At 49.4% G+C, this 18,183-nt stretch carries 11 protein-coding genes; 1 reads left to right on the forward strand and 10 read right to left on the reverse strand.

All coding sequences use genetic code 11. The features are described 5' to 3' along the window. Nucleotides 1–7: 7 nt before the first annotated feature. From IDZ20_RS15725 to IDZ20_RS15745, 5 genes are all read right to left on the reverse strand, one after another. Entirely contained in the window at nucleotides 8–961 is a 954-nt protein-coding gene (locus IDZ20_RS15725; protein WP_188152405.1) for a GGDEF domain-containing response regulator, read from the reverse strand. 11 nt (nucleotides 962–972) lie between these two features. Next, nucleotides 973–1,419: a response regulator gene (locus IDZ20_RS15730; protein WP_188152406.1), complete on the reverse strand. Its 447-nt coding sequence runs from the start codon at nucleotides 1,417–1,419 to the stop codon at nucleotides 973–975. A gap of 3 nt (nucleotides 1,420–1,422) precedes the next feature. Then, nucleotides 1,423–4,092, reverse strand: a complete 2,670-nt coding sequence (locus IDZ20_RS15735) for a PAS domain S-box protein (RefSeq protein ID WP_188152407.1) — start codon at nucleotides 4,090–4,092, stop codon at nucleotides 1,423–1,425. A 180-nt stretch (nucleotides 4,093–4,272) separates the two neighbouring features. Next, a complete protein-coding gene (locus IDZ20_RS15740; protein WP_188152408.1) occupies nucleotides 4,273–5,736 on the reverse strand; it encodes a RimK family protein in 1,464 nt (487 codons plus the stop codon). An 8-nt stretch (nucleotides 5,737–5,744) separates the two neighbouring features. Further along, nucleotides 5,745–6,878, reverse strand: coding sequence for a peptidase M42 (locus IDZ20_RS15745; RefSeq protein ID WP_245792368.1), 1,134 nt, complete (start codon nucleotides 6,876–6,878; stop codon nucleotides 5,745–5,747). 262 nt (nucleotides 6,879–7,140) lie between these two features. Here IDZ20_RS15745 and IDZ20_RS15750 point away from each other — a divergent pair, with 262 nt between their 5' ends. Further along, nucleotides 7,141–7,419, forward strand: a complete 279-nt coding sequence (locus IDZ20_RS15750; protein WP_188152409.1) for a hypothetical protein — start codon at nucleotides 7,141–7,143, stop codon at nucleotides 7,417–7,419. Here the strand turns inward: IDZ20_RS15750 and IDZ20_RS15755 are convergent. The 5 genes from IDZ20_RS15755 to IDZ20_RS15775 form a co-directional block, all read right to left on the reverse strand. Continuing rightward, on the reverse strand, nucleotides 7,412–10,279 hold the full coding sequence (locus IDZ20_RS15755; RefSeq protein WP_188152410.1) for a carbohydrate binding domain-containing protein: 2,868 nt from the start codon (nucleotides 10,277–10,279) through the stop codon (nucleotides 7,412–7,414). The two genes, IDZ20_RS15750 and IDZ20_RS15755, sit on opposite strands and share 8 nt — an antisense overlap. Then, a complete protein-coding gene (locus IDZ20_RS15760; RefSeq protein WP_188152411.1) occupies nucleotides 10,276–14,766 on the reverse strand; it encodes a PAS domain S-box protein in 4,491 nt (1,496 codons plus the stop codon). The genes IDZ20_RS15755 and IDZ20_RS15760 overlap by 4 nt, the downstream gene beginning before the upstream one ends. 186 nt (nucleotides 14,767–14,952) lie before the next feature. Continuing rightward, on the reverse strand, nucleotides 14,953–16,431 hold the full coding sequence (locus tag IDZ20_RS15765; RefSeq protein ID WP_188152412.1) for a cryptochrome/photolyase family protein: 1,479 nt from the start codon (nucleotides 16,429–16,431) through the stop codon (nucleotides 14,953–14,955). A 21-nt stretch (nucleotides 16,432–16,452) separates the two neighbouring features. Continuing rightward, nucleotides 16,453–17,439, reverse strand: a complete 987-nt coding sequence (locus IDZ20_RS15770) for a YbgA family protein (RefSeq protein WP_188152413.1) — start codon at nucleotides 17,437–17,439, stop codon at nucleotides 16,453–16,455. 29 nt (nucleotides 17,440–17,468) lie between these two features. Beyond that, a complete protein-coding gene (locus tag IDZ20_RS15775) occupies nucleotides 17,469–18,179 on the reverse strand; it encodes a ChrR family anti-sigma-E factor (protein ID WP_188152414.1) in 711 nt (236 codons plus the stop codon). Nucleotides 18,180–18,183: the final 4 nt, after the last annotated feature.

An 18,183-nucleotide genomic window follows, 5' to 3' on the forward strand; every position in this document is an offset into this window, starting at 1 on the left:
ACGAATTTTATTCGCGATAAAGTTTTACCCTTGAACAATTGTCCCGTTTGCCTTCTTTCTTGCTGGCATACATCGCATTGTCGGCGCGAAATAAAAGCTTGTTCGCGGTTAAGCCTTCCTCCCAAATGGCGATACCTGCACTAATGCAGATATCCAGTAGCTGCTGCGTACCGTCAACTGTGAGTTCAACAGGTACCGATATTTTATCTATTTTGGCCTGTACTACGTCGACAATCTCACGCTTATCTCTTAGGTGTGTATAAATCAAAACAAATTCGTCGCCGGCAAGCCGTGCGGCAATATCAGTTTTACGCAGTTCTGCGGAAAGCCGTTTAGCGACGCATTTAAGTAGATCGTCACCGGCTTGATGGCCAAAATTATCATTCACTGCTTTAAAATCATCGAGATCGAGCATTACCGCAGCGAAGGTTGTGTGCTTGCGTTCGGAAGAATCGATAATCTCTTGCATGCGTTGGAAGAGCGCCGCTCGGTTTGGCAATTCGGTGAGTGAATCGGTTAAAGCTTGATTGCGCAAGGTTTGAATTAAATGGTGACGTTCAATTGTGTAGACAATGGTTCGAGACAACAGCGAGGTATTCGCTTCACCTTTGGGGATATAGTCTGCGGCACCTTCAATAACGGCCTGCTCGCCCATTGCCTCGTCGTTACTGCCGGTTAAAATAATAACGGGCACATCAAAGCTAAATTTCTTCAGTTGTAGCAGCGTGTCGATACCTGTGGTTATGCCCAAGCCCAAATCGAGTAGAACGACATCAAAATTTTTTCGGTTTAATTCTTCGCACGCAGAAGACAGGTCCAAACAATGAGTTAGGGAGTATTCTCGACGGGTGTCTTTCTTTAGGAGCATGTTGAGACGATAGTAATCATCCTCATCGTCTTCAATAACGAGCATCGATATGCGGTCGTAGGCACTACCTGAATATTGTTTTATGGAGTCCATTAATTTCGACCTTAGCGCTTTCTCATAGACGTTAATAGGGATGTCTGAAACCAAAAATCACAGAAATGTTGCAGCATGGATATCATCTCTTGGTATGAGCCGGGTTTAATGCAATAAGCGTTCGCACCAATCTTATAGCATTCTTGTAATTCTTGGTTGGCATTGGATGTGGTGTAGATAACAACCGGAATCATTGAAAAGTGAGTCGAGCTTTTCAGCAGCTTTAATGTTTGTTTGCCGTCTAGTACGGGCATGTTCAAATCGAGCAATACAACATCAGGCATATTGTCGCCGTCTTCTTTGCGTTGTTCCAAAATTGCGATTAGGTCGGCTCCGTGTTCGGCGCAAATAAGTTCGGGGGCGCCTCGTACTTTTGCGAGCGCGCAGCGAACTAAATATTGATCATCGTAGTCGTCGTCACATAGCATCAATAGAGGCTTTTTCGTTAGTTTGGACACACGTTAGTCTCCATCGGCGAGCTCGATAATAAAAGTCGCCCCTTCGTTGGGTGAAGATTTTGCGAAAATTGTGCCGCCATGTGCGGCAACAATTTGTCTGCATAATGCTAACCCCATACCGTGGCCTTTGATATTTCTACCTACCAGTCGTTTGAAGGGTTCAAAAATAGCCTCGCTTAAGTCTTGACTAAATCCCACACCGTTATCGGATATTTCGACAATACTATTTCCACCATGACTTCGACCGCTAATCTTGATGATCGTATTTTTTTTGGAAAGATCTGCATAGCGAATACTGTTGGTAATTAAATTATGTAGCACTTGCAGGAAGCCGCTCTTGTCGACATATAGAATGGTGTCTTGAGTTAGCTCAATCTCTGCGCCGGATTCACTGATAAGTGCCGATAAATCATCGCGCGCGAGCTGTACTAAATCTGATAAGTTGTTGTCAGTTTTGTCGACTTTTTCGCGTGAATAGCGGGAAAGCTGTAACAGGCTGTCGATCATTTCGCGCATTCGAGTAGCGGCATTACTAATTCTATTCAGCTCATATCGAGCATCGGGGTCATCAATTTTTCCGCTCAGGCGCTGCTCTAAACTTTCTGAAAAGGTGGTGATCTTACGTAGTGGTTCCTGTAGGTCGTGGGATGCTGAGTAGGCAAAACGCTCCAGTGATGCGTTCGATTCGGCAAGTGCTTGCTCCACGGCTTTGCGGTCCGATATGTCTTCAAAAACGATTATAAAGTGACTGTTTTTACCGACATCATTGCGCGCGATAGAAACCGTGATATAGACCCAAAGCAATTCGCCATCGTATTTTATATAGCGTTTTTCCATCATGTATTGATCGGTATCGCCGTTGATTAGGGAGGCGATTAGGTCATCGTCTTTGTGTAGGTCTTCGGGGTAAACAATGTCGGCTAGCTCAAGTGTCATTAAATGAGCGTGGGGGTAGCCGAGTATATCGCAGAGGCGTTTGTTAATGCGCAACCAATTGCCATCTAACCCTAAGTGGGCAATACCTACGGCGGCTTGCTCGAAGGTTGTGTAGAAATCTAGCGCCAACTTTTTAATGCTTTCTTCGCGTTCTTTTAATGAGGTTATATCGACAAAGGCGCTAAGGAGTTCTAGAGGCTTATTGTCCTCGTCAAAGGAATAAACGGAATCGCGGCTATAGCACCAGATCCAGTGACCATGTTTATGGCGTAAGCGAAACTGCACGATCTCGCCTTCGGTATCACAGTTGTGAAAGATCTTGGCAACATGGCTGTTGAGCTGGGCTTGGTCATCTGGGTGAACTAAGTCAATAAGTTCAAGTTCGTACTCAATATTTTTCAGGTCGTCTAGACTGTAACCGGTGATGGTTGAAAACTGCTCGTTGATAAAAGTACTTTTACTGGAGCGCACATTTAAAATGTAAGTACCGCAAAGGGATTTATTCAGCACGGCATTTAAGAAATGTGATTTGTCGGCCAGCTTGTGCTCAAGCTCGGTCTTCTCGTTAATGTTGGCGAGTGTTCCAGACATGAGTAGCGGCTGATTGTGCGCATCAAACTGAGTGTTGCCGCGCGCGTGCATCCACTCATAATTGCCAGATTCAGCAATACCCCGATAGATTACGTCGTATTTCTCGCCGTTAAAATGGGCTTCTAACGCGTTGTTCACCCGCTCTCGGTGATCCGGATGTATGTGGTTTCGCCAGTGGCTGATCTGTGGTTGTTGATCGCATTCGGCTAGACCAATTAAACGCATTAGTGACGGGCTGTACCAAACATCATCCGTTTTTAGATTCCATTCCCAGATGCCGTCGTCGATGGCGTTAATTGCGCGCCCGATGCGGTTAGACCTTTCTAGTACTTGGTGTTTCTCTGCGGCTAGGCCGTTAAAGTCGACAATAGACGCAAATGCAAATTTGTCGCCGTTAAATTCGTGTACTGACAAGCTGATTTCAATGGCGACATCGGCCCCAGTTTTCTTCACGCCCAGTACAATCCGGCCCTCTGCCATGGCATGATTTTGGGATGGATTTTTAAAATATTGCTCTACCAAAAAATTGTGGTGCGGTGTTTCACTGGTTTTAATCAATTGTTCCAACGGCGCGCCAACCAATTCATCTTGGTCGTAACCAAACATTTTTTCTAATGCACGGTTTGCAATGTGAACCTTTTGCTGCTGATTGATAACCAGAAGGCCTGTTGGGATAAGTTCGGTCGCGAATTTAAATATCGATTCGGCGCGACGCTCCAGTTCACTGGTAAGGCGTTTGTGACGTTCATCGGCGGCAACCTTCAATGCCGACTCCAATTCTGCAGGTGTAGGGATACTTAAAATAAGCGGGATTGCTCTGAAAAGCACGACGGCCGTTAATACGCTGGCGATGGCGGTAAATATTTTGAGTAGGCCCTGGATGCCGTAGGCGCCGTGCCAAACGGTGTAGATATTGAATAGATGGGTTAAACCGCACAATAGAATAAATGCGGCAAACAGCAAAAACACGCTACGAAAACGGATATTTTTACGTTTAAATAAAAGCCATAATAAAAGTGCGGAAATAACAAAGTAGGCGATGCCTATTAATAGGTCGGAGATTACGTTTGACCAGAGGATGTCGGGGCGCCAGTAATAGCAATGCCCGTGAGGCATAAAATCACCCGTAAATAGTGAGTCCGACATGGCGCACATTTCCCTTTTCTGTGTCTTATCGTTTACGCTGTCAGTGTATTACTTAATAAATGTATAAACTGAACCACTAAAGTGTGGCTCAGTTTATCGGAGAACGCCAATGGATATTAGCGGCGAATAGCCGGATATTGACTTGGCGCCGGCTTGGGCCAGCGCTGTTTCGGAGAATAATTAGTGGCGGCCACGCAACTCTAGACGGTTAGCAAACTCCTGCATGATAAGCATGTAAAGTTCGTTACCTAGATAGAGATCTTCGACTTTGTGATCGATGCTGGGGTTGTCATTTACCTCGATCACGAAAACGTGGTTATCCTTTTGTTTGATGTCAACACCGTAAAGTCCTCGCCCGATCATGGCACAGGCTTTTAGCGCTGCATCCAAAACATTTCGAGGAACTTCAAAAGTGGGAAGTGTTTCAAAATTTCCTGAGCTGTGACGTTTTGCACCGTGGTTGTAAATTTGCCAATGCTTTTTCGCCATATGGTAACGGCAGGCATAAATTGCGCGGCCGTTAAGCACGCCGATACGCCAATCGAAATCGGTAAAATAAAATTCTTGAATCAGAACCAGCGCCGTTTCTTGAAACAGCTCGTCTAATTTTTCTTTTAGTTCCTCGCGATCTTTTACTTTGTATACGCCCTTAGAGAAGGATCCCTCCGGTAGTTTAATCACCAGCGGGTAGCTAAATTCGGCCTCAATATTATTCAGATCGGTTTCGCCACTGTTAATGGCCACGCGTGTTTTCAGTGATGGCACTTGGTTGTAACTAAAGGCGTCGTGAAGGAACACTTTGTTACAGCAGCGCAAAATCGATGTGGGGTCGTCGATAACGACTAAACCTTCCTGTTCGGCTTTGCGAGCTAGCCGATAGGTGTGATGGTCGATCGATGTCGTTTCGCGAATAAACAGCGCATCGTACTGGCTGATTTGACCGGCTTGAGCCGCTGTAATAGTTTCCGCATGAATCCCCACTTTTGAGGCAGCTTTAATAAAACGCTTTATCGCATCCTTATCGCTGGGTGGTGTCGCTTCTTCTGGGTCTATTAAAATGGCGAGTTCCCAGCGATGCCGTTGCTTGGTGCTGCGACGTGTCCACACTTTTTCGGCAAAGCGGTCGAGACGTTGCCAAAAGGCTTCACGCTGGTCGTTCTCCAGTTGTTGGTAGGCAAACCGAGCGACACTTAAGCGCCAGCCCTGTTCGCAATGCTCAAGTGATAAGCGCAGTACCGGTGATGGGAACTTGTCGAACACTTGGCGTGCGATTTTTTTCCAAGCCTCATTTTCGGCCCAGCCAAAATAAACCAGACAGTGCGCATCTTCACTATTGCTGAGGCCAGCAATTAGTTCTGGCGGCAGGCTATAACTAAAGCTTACGCTGGTATCGTCTGCTAGATCACGAAGATAGTTTACGGTTCCAACACTTGGTAGTGCTAGGTGCTGTCGCGCCTCTGCTAGAAGCGAACAATAGTAACCGCGGCTGAGATAGTGCTCGGTATCACACAGGTTAATCACCCGGGTCTTGGGTTCGTTACGTTTTGGGTACTCGGCAAGATACTGCTCGAAGGTAATGACTCGAAAGTTGGGGTGTTCGACGAGTTGTTGTTCGTTATCGACGACAATAAGTGTTTGAATCATGGAGCGTTCTATTCCTGTGAAGGCGTGGTGTTGATCAGGGTGAGGAGCAGATCAAGAAATGCGGAAACAGACGTCAACGGAGCTGTTTCTGACAGTGTATGGTAGCCGGATGTTGGAATTTGCAATGTGGTGCCATCAACTAAACCATTTGAGGCCGCAATAATTCGTCCCATCTCGGTTGAGCCTAAACTGTGTGGCGACTCGCCTTTAGCGCACAACTCGGCATTGAGTTGCACCACGTATTCGTCTTTAAACTGGTAGCGCCAGCCGCGGGCTTCGCAAAGTTGTCGCAAACGCGCGGTGAGCTCGCTATTAAAAACAGCGTTGGCATCGCGATTGCGCAGTACTAAGTCTTGCTGACAGGCGGCTTCAAAATTTGGATAGGGACTGGTATCGACCACTAATAACTGATTTGTCGAACCACCAAAACGGCGAAACCATTCCAATAGGTAACGCCAGCTTTTGCCGGCCTCTTCTTGTGCGGTAAAAAAAGCGGTGCCTTCAAAGCCCTGTTCAAACATATAAACCAAAATTGCTGCAGTCAGCACGTTGTCGAGTTGACCAACCAGTGCTTGGTCGGTCACCTTTAGCTTGTCGACAAAGGCTACCGGCGTTCCGGCAACCAAGTGGCTCATATTTTCCAGTTCGAAAATAAGGTTGTTGCGATATTCGCAAACGTGAGCACTGGTGATGGTGCCGCTACCGCGATAAGCGCCAGACCAAGGTTCGTAGGCGTAGACACGCTCTTGAGAGAAGCGGTTTACAATTTTTTTCATAAGCTGTTCGTCGACAGAATTGCCGAGTAGGTCGGAACGAGCGCCGGCAACGAAGGCCGCATATTGAAATTCATTTGGCCCAGTGCAGACCAGACCATGACGGTCGATGTGTGCCGAGAACATTAAGCTGTCGGGCTTGTTACCCTGAGCCACCAGCAAGCCTTCGTACCAGGTTACCTGCGCGCCGCGCTCTTCAAGTTCCCGCTGTAAGACTCGAAAGAACGAGTGTTCTGCACCGACGACACTCGGGCTGCGGATTAAAATGTGTAGTAGCTCCAGCAGCGAGCTTGGCAGATTAGTCGCTATTGTCGGTAAGTGCGCCTCTGGGTTGGCGTCGACTCTGGAGGGAGGAACGGATTCGGTCATTCGGTGTCAATCCTGAAGATAGAATAGGAATAGAAGGTAGCCGTTTTGCAGAGACGGTAAGGTTTCTGCGGTAACGATTTGAATCGCTTAAATAGCACGCCACTAGCTGTGCTGCAATCGATATTGAGTGAAATTGAAAAAAACACTGGCGTTAGATTTCGACAACCTACTGAGGTTGGAATCGTGTGAGAGATGAGGCGTGAGCGTGTTTGCAACGTCACTACAGGAACATCAACTTCAATCATAAATAATGGTAATAGTTATGACACGTTTTAAGGATAACAAGGGTGCTTTGTTTGGCGACACTTGCAGTGTTCGCCCTACTCGATGTGGTTGGCTTGCGGGCTTGGCGTTGGTGGTACTTTTCAGCGGCTGCAGTGCGAGAGGAACTTACGAGAGCTTCTACCAGAACCGCATGAACGAATGCTTACACATTCTTAACCGCGACGAACAGCGCGAGTGTGAACGCGCGGCAAATAAAACCTATGAACAATACATGCGGGACCGCGAATTGAACCGCACCGGCTCCGCTGCTAGTTAACCGGCAAAACCTCCAGTTCGTACCATAGGCTAGCTGAGCTTGGTGAGGTTTTAACGTAGCTGTTATGACCATCGTCAGACACCTCTAGACGCGCTGCTCGCTGGCCGCTTTCGTCGAGGGCCCAAGCTTGCAGGCGTTCACTTACAACCGGTAAAACGAGTTCAAATTGCGGCATTTCGACTAAGGTGGGTGCCTCTCCCCAAATGCTACTGCTCGACTGATCTGTTTGAGGGGCACGCAGAAGTGTATTGCGACGCTCATCTTTCCATAGCATTTTGCTATTGTTCATCTCGCCGCTGGCCACTACCAAAATAGACGCCCCTTTATCGAGATTTTTTAAGCTGCCGTGCTGAGCGGTGATGGCCACGGTTGCCCAGCCTAACCTAGTGTCTTGCATGTAGAGTTTAATGTCGTCGCAGGCAAATTTTTGCTGGTCGATAAAGCCCGTAGCCATACAGGTTTTGTTGGAATCCAAAGTAACAACACCTCCGGCGATGGGGCGTACATCCCAGCTTAATTCTTTTGTATCCGAAACGGCGAGCAGACTTTTTGATTTGCGATCGAGCCGCGCTACGCCTTGCGGGTTTGGCCCCAAGTCAAGCGCGACGGCGTGTTCAAAGGGGAGCGCGTGAGGGGGTTGTAAATGGGTACCGCTACTAATATTCCAAGCGTGACTTCTGGAGGACAAAATATCTAGTTCGACCTCTTTGGTGAAGTTGAGCTTGAGTTGTTGTTGGGCAACCTTGGCGTCGCCGCGTCGAAAAATATTGGCTGCCACGGCGAAGTTAGCCATCACGCTCGGGTGCTGGCTAATGTTAAAAAAGTTGTCGACCATTGCCACATCCCAATTGTTGTGTCGGCCTGCGCCGTAGTCAAAATAATAGATACCGTCCCAATCTTGGAATGAGGCGTAGGCTGCAATTAACAGCGGGCCCTCGGCTGCATAGGAGTTTGGGTAGGGATGATTATATTCGCTAACCGTAAATGGCAAGCCGGCAACACGCTGAAATGACAAACTGAACAGTGTGTTGTCGAGCGCATTGACCATTGCGTCGTTGCTCACCGTCCAGTTGTCGTTGCTCCATCCACTCGCTGGAAAAGAGGGATGACGCCAGTAGTCGTGGCCATCGATAAAACCAAAGCGTTGCTGTATTGATGGTGTACTTAACGCGGCGATGGTGCCATAGGCTAAGCCTGTAATCTTTAACTCATCTACTAGAAAGCTGTGCATGTCGGCCCAATAGCTTTCATCTAGATCTCGCAAAAAGGCCATCCAATCGTGGCTGCGTTGTTGGTCGTATTGACCTTGTAGCTGATTAATGGGAATGGATGCCTCTTCTAACGTTTTTGTCGGGTCGAGTTCTTCAATCACGCCGCCTGGTACTAAACTTACGTCTGAAATTTCGATTAGGCCTTTTTGTTTTGCGAACTGCGAAATTGTAATGCGCGCTTGCCGTTCGGCATTACTAACCCTAAAAGTCTTGCTAAATGAGCGCCATTGAGGTGCTAGTAAAAATTCGCCTGGCGCGATCATGTTCCAGGGTGGGTAGTTTTGTTGTAGGCCAATAGCGACATAAGAGTGGGTTGCCGAGCGCGCCCGAAAGCTTAGCGTGTAAAGGCTGTTCTTCTCGAGCTGTAGGTTGGTTTGATTTAGCTGGACATGCCAAGACTCTCTACCGGCCTTGGTAATACGCAGCTTTAGATGTTGCTGTCCGTCTTCGTTTACGGAATGAGCACTAGCTTGTGCATCCTGATGCTGTTCCAAAACCCAGTGTTGAATGCCTTGCATAAAACGGCCATCGTGAACTAACTCAGCACCAGCATCTTGATACTCGCTCTGCCACGCCGAGCGCAAGCTGCTGGTATCGTGATATTTTGTGCTTAGCCAAGTATTCCACTGTTTTTGCAATTGCTGCGAAAATAGCTGCGGCCAGAGTGCCATACCGCCATCGAAGTAGTGCTGTAATAGACTGTTTTCGTTGTTGATTTCGACTATGGCGACGGCGGGATCCTGGGCGTAGCTGAGCTTGGTGTAGGGGTTGATGTGAGTCAGCAGTGCGCGTGCGTAATCCTTCTCAAGACTGCGCATTTTCGGTAGCACGTAGGTTAGGCTGTGGCGCTGTTTCCAATCGAGCTGTTCAATTTCTATAGGTAAGCCATCGCTAGCGGTATATACCCGCGCAGTTTGTAAATTAAGGTTGCTGTAGATGCCTACCTTTTTAAGCTCTGCAATAAAGTAATCTAGTAGATCCAGCGCATCGGCGTCGATTGAACCCGACAAGCCGCCGCCTTTGCCGCTAGCGCCGGTGAGACTGGTGCTTCCCCAACTGCTTTCGAGGTGATGGAAGCGAACAATGTTTACGCCGAATTTCGCTAATCTTGCGGCGATTTTAGGGGCGAGTTCTCGGCTGGGGAACGCGGAGCTAGAGGTGATATTTACGCCCCAAAACTTTTGTCGGTGCTCGCCAAGGTAAAAGTGTCCGTTGCGGGATGTTAGCGCGCCATACTTGCCTGCTGGTGTATGGTTTAGCTTTTCACCGATGTGGGTAATGCCAGCGCTGGCATCATCGAAGGGCAATACGAAAGGCTTCATGGAGGGTGTGTTTTGCGCTGCAGACGCCGAATTTTTAACTGAGGTCGAGCTCGTTGTAATTGGTATTTGTGTTACCGATTTGGCCACACCTTTAACGTCGTTGTGAGCGCTGTTGTCATTTCTGGTTTCCGCTTGTGGGACTTTATCCACTGGCTGAGTCGATTTAGCACAGCCGCTAAACACTACACAGGCTAATGCGATTGGCAGTAGCGTCGAGCCGAAATAGCGGTCGCGTCTGTGGCGGTGTTGTGTATCTATATACATCATCGATTAAGGTAATTACATAAGTGGGTTTGCAAGTCTGTGGCGCAGTCCTGTAAGGCGCGAGTGTTGGCGATTACGGCGTCGATATTATCGTCATCTTCGGCACAATGTTCGACGAGTTTGCAGTATTGGTATAAACGGCTAGCTTCTAAATGCCCGCTACTTCCCTTAAGTGCGTGGACGACATCTTTAATCGTGGTGATGTCGGTTTGATCGACCGCTTTTTCGAGCTTTTCGATAGATTCTGGTAAATGTTTTAGGAAGCTATTGAGCAGTAACTGCAGACGCTCTGGGCGGTTTTTAAGACGTGCTAGGGCGGCCTCTTCATTCCACAATGCGGCATTAACTGCAGCCGCTAATAGGTGGGTGTGTGAAGCCGTGGCGGAACTGTGATCATTGGTGTTAGGGGTATTTGCGCCGTTGCTTGTGCTTAGTGCAGTGTCGCTTGTATCTGAGCTGGCGCTGCCAGAAGACTCGTTACGTTGTGTGTCTTCAGGTGACCTGTTCGTCGTTGACAGCCATTGGCTGAGTGCCTTGTGAAGGAGGGTGACGTTGACTGGCTTACTAATGTAATCGTCCATGCCCGCAGCGATACACTTTTCGCGATCCCCCGCCATAACGTTGGCGGTCATGGCGATAATAGGAATGGCACTATACTCTGGCCCGGCGGCGGCGCTGCGGATCGCACGGGTAGCAGCGTAACCATCCATCTCCGGCATTTGGCAGTCAATAATAACGAGCCTATAGGCATCGACGCCTTGATTCGCCTTAAGAGCCGCTAGGGCCTCGATACCGTTACCGGCAATATCCACAATGACGTTTAGCTCCGTCAATAAAAGACGACCGACTTCCTGATTAACTGGGTTGTCTTCAACTAATAAAATTCTCTCACCGTTGAACTTTGACAGTTTGTTAGACATTTTTTCGTGATGAAATGGCGTTTGAACGACATTGGTAGTGGAGCAGAAAGATTTTGCTTTTAGTTGAGCGCGCGCGAAAAGGCGACTTAGGTTGTCGAGTGTCCCTGGGAAGTGACCACAGGCATCAAAGCCGAGTTGTTCAAAATCGAGCTCGACGTTTGTGTCGGTCATGGTTATCAAAATGGGGGTGTTAGTCGAGTTGCCTTTAGCGCAAAAATAGTCGGGAATTTGCTTGAGTGCTTCATGTGGACAGTGAGCATCGACGAGTATCCAGTAAAACGGCTGGCTAGTTTTGTTTGATTCGATAAGTTCGATAGCCGCTGTACTGTCGTCCACGACGGTTAGGGAGCCGCCCCATAAGCGGAAAATACGCGCGCATATGGCGCGCTGATTAGTTGCGGCGCCGACCCATAACATCGACTGTTCATTTAAATCGAAGCGCGGTTTAGCGGTTTGATTGTTGCGTGGATTATTTAAATTAATACTAAAGTCGAAACGGCTACCTTGTCCGTACTCGCTAGTTACGGTAATTCCACCTTTCATTAGGCTGCACAAACGTTTGCATATGGCTAAGCCCAGCCCCGTACCGCCAAACTGACGTGTCGTCGAGGCATCTACCTGGGTGAAGGGGCTGAATAGTTTGCTAATTTTTTCGCTGGGGATACCAATTCCTGTATCGATAACAGAGCAGGTAAACGTGTAGCCCTGTTCAATCAATAAAAGATCGCACTTGATCATGATCGAGCCTTCGGCGGTAAATTTGATAGCATTTCCGACAAGGTTATTGAGCAGTTGCTGGAGTCGACCTGGGTCGCCGCGAACCAATGTGGTGGCTATGTCGAGGTGATCTAGCGATAGTTCCACACCTTTTTCGTGGGCCCGAATTGCCATGGGTTCAACAAAGCTTTCGAGCACGGCAATAAGGTCAAAATCGACCTCTTCAAGCGAAAGCTTACCCTCGTCGATTTTAGAGTAATCGAGAATGTCGTTAATAATATGTAACAGGTTTTCGGAGCTGCGCCGCGCGATGCCGACTTTACGTTCCTGCTCGCCGTCGAGTTTGCTGCGCTGCAGAAGGTTGATCATGCCAATAATGCCGTTTAGCGGCGTGCGAATTTCGTGGCTCATCATCGCTAGAAATTCGCTCTTTGCGCGCGCCCCAGACTCGGCTAATTCTTTCGCCTCGATATTGGCGAATTCAGCGGATTTTTGTTCGTCAATATCTTGAATTGAGCCGTACAAACGTACGCATTTTCCGTGTTCAAATTCCGGTTGCCCAGCGGCATTAACCCAGCGATTACGGCCCTTGGCTGTGGTAATTTCTAGCTCTAAATCCCAAGGGGCTCCGGTGGTTACAGCCGCTTCAAACGCCTTTTCTATTTGGGTGCGATTATGGCCTTCGTTGTAAAAATGTAAGCCGTCTTCAACGCTGGGTTGGTAGTCGTCGTCGACTTCGTGAATTTCTCGAGTCATTGGCGACCATGTTAGCTCTTGGGTTGCGATAATGTATTCCCATGCGCCAATGCGGGCGAGCCGGCTCATTGACTCCATGAGGTTACGCTGCCGTTGCAGTTGTGATTCTTTGGCTTTCTCGGCCGAGATGTCGAGTGCAGTTGCGTAGATTTTATCGCTGCTTGGGTCCGGGGTTATGTACCAAGCAAAATAGTGATAGCTGCCATCTTGACAGCGCAGGCGACTGCGTAAACCTGAAACCTTTACGCCGCCAACTAATTTACCCAGTGCGTCTTGAGCACCTAAGCGGTCATCTGGGTGTACCAAATCTTGAATATTGCTGCGCAGAAGTTCGTCCTCTGAGTAGCCGAGAACCCGCATAAACGACTTATTGGCCTTCTTCAGATCGCCATCAGTATTGGTAATACCCATTAATGTGGGCGACAAATCAAAGAAGCTTTGCATTTCTTTTTGGGAGCGTTCTAATTGCTGTGCCGCTAATTTTTGGCGGGTGATATCTGTGTGGGTGCCCACCATCCGTAAGGGTTTGCCGTTATCGAGCCACTCAACAACCTTGCCAACATCCCGTACCCAAACCCAGTAGCCATCTTTGTGGCGCAGTCGTGCTTCGCTGGTGTACTGAACGGCTTTGCTGGCCCAATGCTGTTGTAAATTGTGTTCCACCATTTTGGTGTCATCGGGATGGGCGAGGTTTATCCAGGTCTCGATGCTTAAGGGTTGGAGTTCGTCGAGGGTATATCCGGCTATTTCGGCCCAGCGCTTGTTAATATTTACGGCGCCGGTTAGCAGGTTCCAGTCCCAAGTGCCCACGCCAGTACTTTCAATAATGAGTTCAAGGTGGTCTTGGCTCTCGGTAAGCGCTTTATCGATTTGTTTGCGGGTGGAAATATCTTCGATAATCAGCCAGACAAATTCGCGGCCATTGGTACTGGTAATTCTCATAGCGCTAAAGATGGCCGGTGATATGGAGCCGTCTTTATTTTTCGTTGTTGTTTCGTAGCGATCAATGATGCCTCGCTGCTGCAGCGAATCTATTTGGGTGTTGTTACTTTCAGTGAACTCGGATGTAAATAACGAGTTTACGGTTAGGCTGCCAATTTCGTTGCGGCTATAGCCCGCTGTAGTGAGCAAACTTTTGTTGGCATCGACAACTTGCCCACTTTTGAAATCGGCCAGCGCAATGCCAATTGGGGCTAGCTCGAATAGGCTTTGTAGTAGTGTGTCCTTGTCTTTGCGCGCGAGTAAAAGGCGCAGTACTGTGTATGTTGGTAGCAAAATAAGCAGGGCGATTAGGGTACATATAATCCGTAATGGCCAGGCGTTATTTGCGATTACCTGCCAGCCTTGGCTGGGTTCGGCGTAAAGCATCCAATAGCCATTGGGAAGCTGTACCGGCATAGACACTGTCTCAGCTTCTAGCAATCGGCTATCACCATAAAACACTTCGCCTTGCTCGCCGCTGCCGTCGCGTCCTTGAATGGCGATATTTAAGATGGCGTCGATGTCTGAGAGGCCGACAAAACGGTATAACTTATCAACATCAATAACAGCCGACAGCAGGCCCCAGAAGCGTTCCGGCTTTGTGCCATCGGGGCTTTGGCTAAACACTGGTATTCGCCCAATTATCCCGGAGCCGCCCTGCTTTAATATTAGCGGCCCAGCCACGGTAATGTTTCCGGAGTCTCGAGCGGCTATGGCGGCGGCGCGCTGTACGGGTTGTTGTAAATAATCTAAGCCAATTGCCGACTCATTGCCCTTTAAGGGGTAAACGTAGCGAATAACTAAATCGGGGGCGAAGCCCAAGTTTCGCAGTTGTGTTTTCTCTGTCACCATCTGTGCGGCAACCAATTCGAAGGTCGTCTGATCCATATTAGGCTGGGCGTTTATCAGGGCGGCAAGCCCCTGAACCGTTTGCAGATTGGTGTTGATAGCGCCCTCAAGCTTGGCGCGGACGATCCCGAGTTGGTCGTGTACGGTGGTGCGCTGTTGTTGGTGAGCGCGTTGGTTGTTGAGATGGTCGACATAGACGATAGCGAAGCCAAGCATCGGCAGCGCAACGGCTAAATATAGCCATGCTAGGCGCGCGGCTAAGTGCACTTTGTTTTGCGTAAATCGCGAAACAAATCGTGTTAGCGGGTCTAAATTATGAAGATTGCTATAGGGCATCGAGTTTCGCACAGCTGTTCTAAGGGGTGAGATGCCTGAAGTATAGACGCTCCTCAAAAGCCTTCGAATATTAAACTTCAGGTGGAGTGGGGCGCCGCCGTTCGCTGACGCCGGCTTTTAGGTAAGGGCTTTAAACCAACTCTTGGTTTGGGCTACGGCGCTGGCATGGTCGACGATTGGCAGAGGGTAGTTACATTGCGCCGCTTGAAAGCTGTTGGGCTGGTGAATTGACTTGTTATCGAGCTCAGCAAGCTCTGCTAGGTAGCGTCGAATGAAGGTGCCATCTGGGTCGAAGCGCTGTGATTGTCGAGTGGGGTTGAAGATGCGGAAGTAGGGAACGGCGTCGACACCGGTTGAAGCGCTCCACTGCCAGCCACCATTGTTTGATGCCAAGTCACCATCGACGAGCTGCTCCATAAAATAGGCTTCGCCGAGGCGCCAGTCAATAAAGAGGTGCTTGCATAAAAACATGGCGACAACCATTCGCAAGCGGTTGTGCATCCAGCCGGTTTGCGCCAGCTGGCGCATAGCGGCATCCACCAGTGGGTAGCCGGTCGCACCCTCGCACCAGGCCTGAAAGTGTTTGGGGTCGTGACGCCAGGGGAGCTGGTCTGTAGCGGATTTAAACGGCTTAAATTTACAGATATGGGGGTGGGCGACCATCACGTGTCGATAAAAGTCGCGCCATATAAGTTCATTGAGCCAAGTGCTGGCGCCCAGTTGTTGGCTATCTTGCTGCAGTGCGCCAAAGTGCGCGCTGGCGTCGATGCACTGCCGCGCGCTAATTATGCCCAGCGCAAGATAAGGCGAAAGTGCGCTAGTGCCTTCGAGACTGGGGATATCGCGATACTGATGGTAGGTGTCGATGGACTGCTCGCAAAAACGCTTCAAGCGCGCTTGCGCTTCGTCTTCCCCCGCGGGCCACAATGTTTGCCAATGGGCTTCTGAATGGCTGCGCGTTGAGGTTTCTAGTGCTGGTTTGTCTAAAGTTGATTTGCCTAATAAAGCACGATGTGCGGTAAGTGCGCGAAGGTCTGATGCGAAATTATCCTTGGCGTTTTGGACGAGTGGCCGTTGTGCTTTTGGCTTTGGCCAGCAAGGCCTAGCACTGTGTTCAAAGGCTTTTAGCCAAGCGCGCTTAAAGGGGGTGAAAACCTTGTAGTCTTCACCCGTTAACGTTTTGATTTTGCCTGGCGCTATGGCGCACTGGTCGTGAAAGCTCTGCAGGCTAATATCGAGCGACTGCAGTGTTCGTCGTACCTCGGTTTCACAGGCCGCTTCATTCACTTCGTATTCTGTATTACAAAAAACCTGGCTTATCTGGCATTGCTGCGCGAATTCGGCCATGGCGTAGGGCAGCGCCGCAAAGGTGTCGCAGTTGAGGATATGGAGCGGCACGTTAATTTGCGCGAGTTGTTCCGCTAGACTTTGCAGCTGGCGTAGCAGTAGCGATTGCTTGGCGGCAGACATCTTGTGCTGGCGCCATTGCTGAGCGGTAATAAAGAATATCGCTAGGGTCGGCCCGTCGGACATCGCGTGGTGCAGCGCGGGGTTATCTTGCAGGCGAAAATCCGCGCGAAACCACATTAGATTCATAGGCTTAGTGCTCGAGTCGTATTAAAGGTATTGCAGTTCGTCGGGGTAGGGCGCGAAGTAGTAGGACTCGCCGATATAGTCATTCGGGTTTTTGCGAAAGTGATGACGGAGGAGTGTCATGGGAACGGTAAGCGGCAGGCCCTCGTTGCGGCACTTCGCCAAGGCTTCGTTGATCTCGTGTTTATCGACGCTGTCGATATCGCGCTTGAGATAGCCCTGTATATGTTGCAATACATTGATATGGTTGCGGCGAGTCGCTTGTTTGCGTAAGCACTGCATAAGCGCGGCAAGGTATTCAGCCGCGAAGTTATCGAGATCGTTGCGGGGTATGTTGGCGATCATCTGGCCGAGTTTACGGTAGTAATCTTGGTGTCGAGACATCAAATTAAACTTGTGACGGCGATGAAAATCTACCAGCGCTTTTGGCGTAAGTCCGTCTGCCAACATCTGCTTCCAGCGATGCATCACGTAAACGCGTTCGATAAAGTTTTCGCGCAGTGGACGGTCGTGTAAGCGACCTTCTTCTTCTACCGGCAGGTTGGGGTTGTTGCGCATCAGTTGTTGCGCGAATAGCCCTACACCGGTGCGGCTGGGCTGGCCATTGGTGTACACCTTTACTCTTTCCATGCCGCAGCTGGGGGAATCTTTCTTTAAAATATAACCGCACAAATCCGCCACCCACTCCTGCTGTTGATCGGCGCTGTCGCTCAACTTCTCGGTGACATCAAGGGTGCTATCGCGCGTGCCGACCACCCGCTGAATAGGATCTAGGGGGTTGTTACCCGCGTTGACGATACGAATCGTTTGGCGCGGCACGCCCAAGCCGATGCTCATTTCTGGGCAAAAGGTTTTAAATTCGAAGTATTGGCTCAATACCCGCTCAAGAAAAATTTGGCGTTTATGGCCGCCGTCGAAGCGCACGGCCTCGCCCATCAGGCAACTACTTACCCCGACTTTAATAGGCAATGCTGCTGTTGTATTGGTTGAGTGAGTTGTGCTGCCAGTCATGGATGCTGCTCTTTGTGTGTTAACCGCTGTTAGCCAAATGCGTGGTTGTGGCGCAGTATGGGATTAAGCCAGCGGGTAAAGAACCCTGTGAATTGAATCGGCGCGTCTAACACCATCAAACAAATGCATTCGGCGTCTTTGGTCACCACCGGCTTGTGGCGGTCGCCGCTGTTACGCAAAATAAAGTCGCCTTTGCGATAAATGCCATCGACATCAGAAAAACTACCTTCAAGTACCAAGGTTAGCTCATCTCCGGTGTGGGCGTGATGAGGCATTTTACCGCCGGGCTGAACGCGGCTAAGCGCAACTTGCGAGCCGTCTTTATCGCGACAGAGCGTCGCAATTTTAATGGATGGCGAGACGCGCACCCACTCCAGGGAATCGAAGCTGCCTTTAATAAACTGGCTCAAGCAGCGCGGCACCTTGTAAGCCTTGCCGTTGCTGGTCGGTTTGCTCGCGGGCTGATCTGATATGGATACGGGTGCAGAGTCGAGTTGAAGAGTTTCGTCGTCGAGCATGCTAAATACCTTTTGCTTGAGCCCCTCGTCAATACTATCACCGTGAAGTTGCAGCGACTGGCTTTCAAAAAGCTGGGCGCCGACATGCACGAGTGTATCCGACATTTGTCGACAGTGAGCGCAGTGCTCGAGGTGAGCGGCGACACAGAGTGCGTGGCTTAAGCTGAGGCTTCCCGACGCGTAATCGGCCAATACTTCTGGCATAGGGTGATGATTTAACATGGGC

This window comes from Teredinibacter waterburyi (assembly GCF_001922985.1).
Classification (GTDB): domain Bacteria; phylum Pseudomonadota; class Gammaproteobacteria; order Pseudomonadales; family Cellvibrionaceae; genus Teredinibacter; species Teredinibacter waterburyi.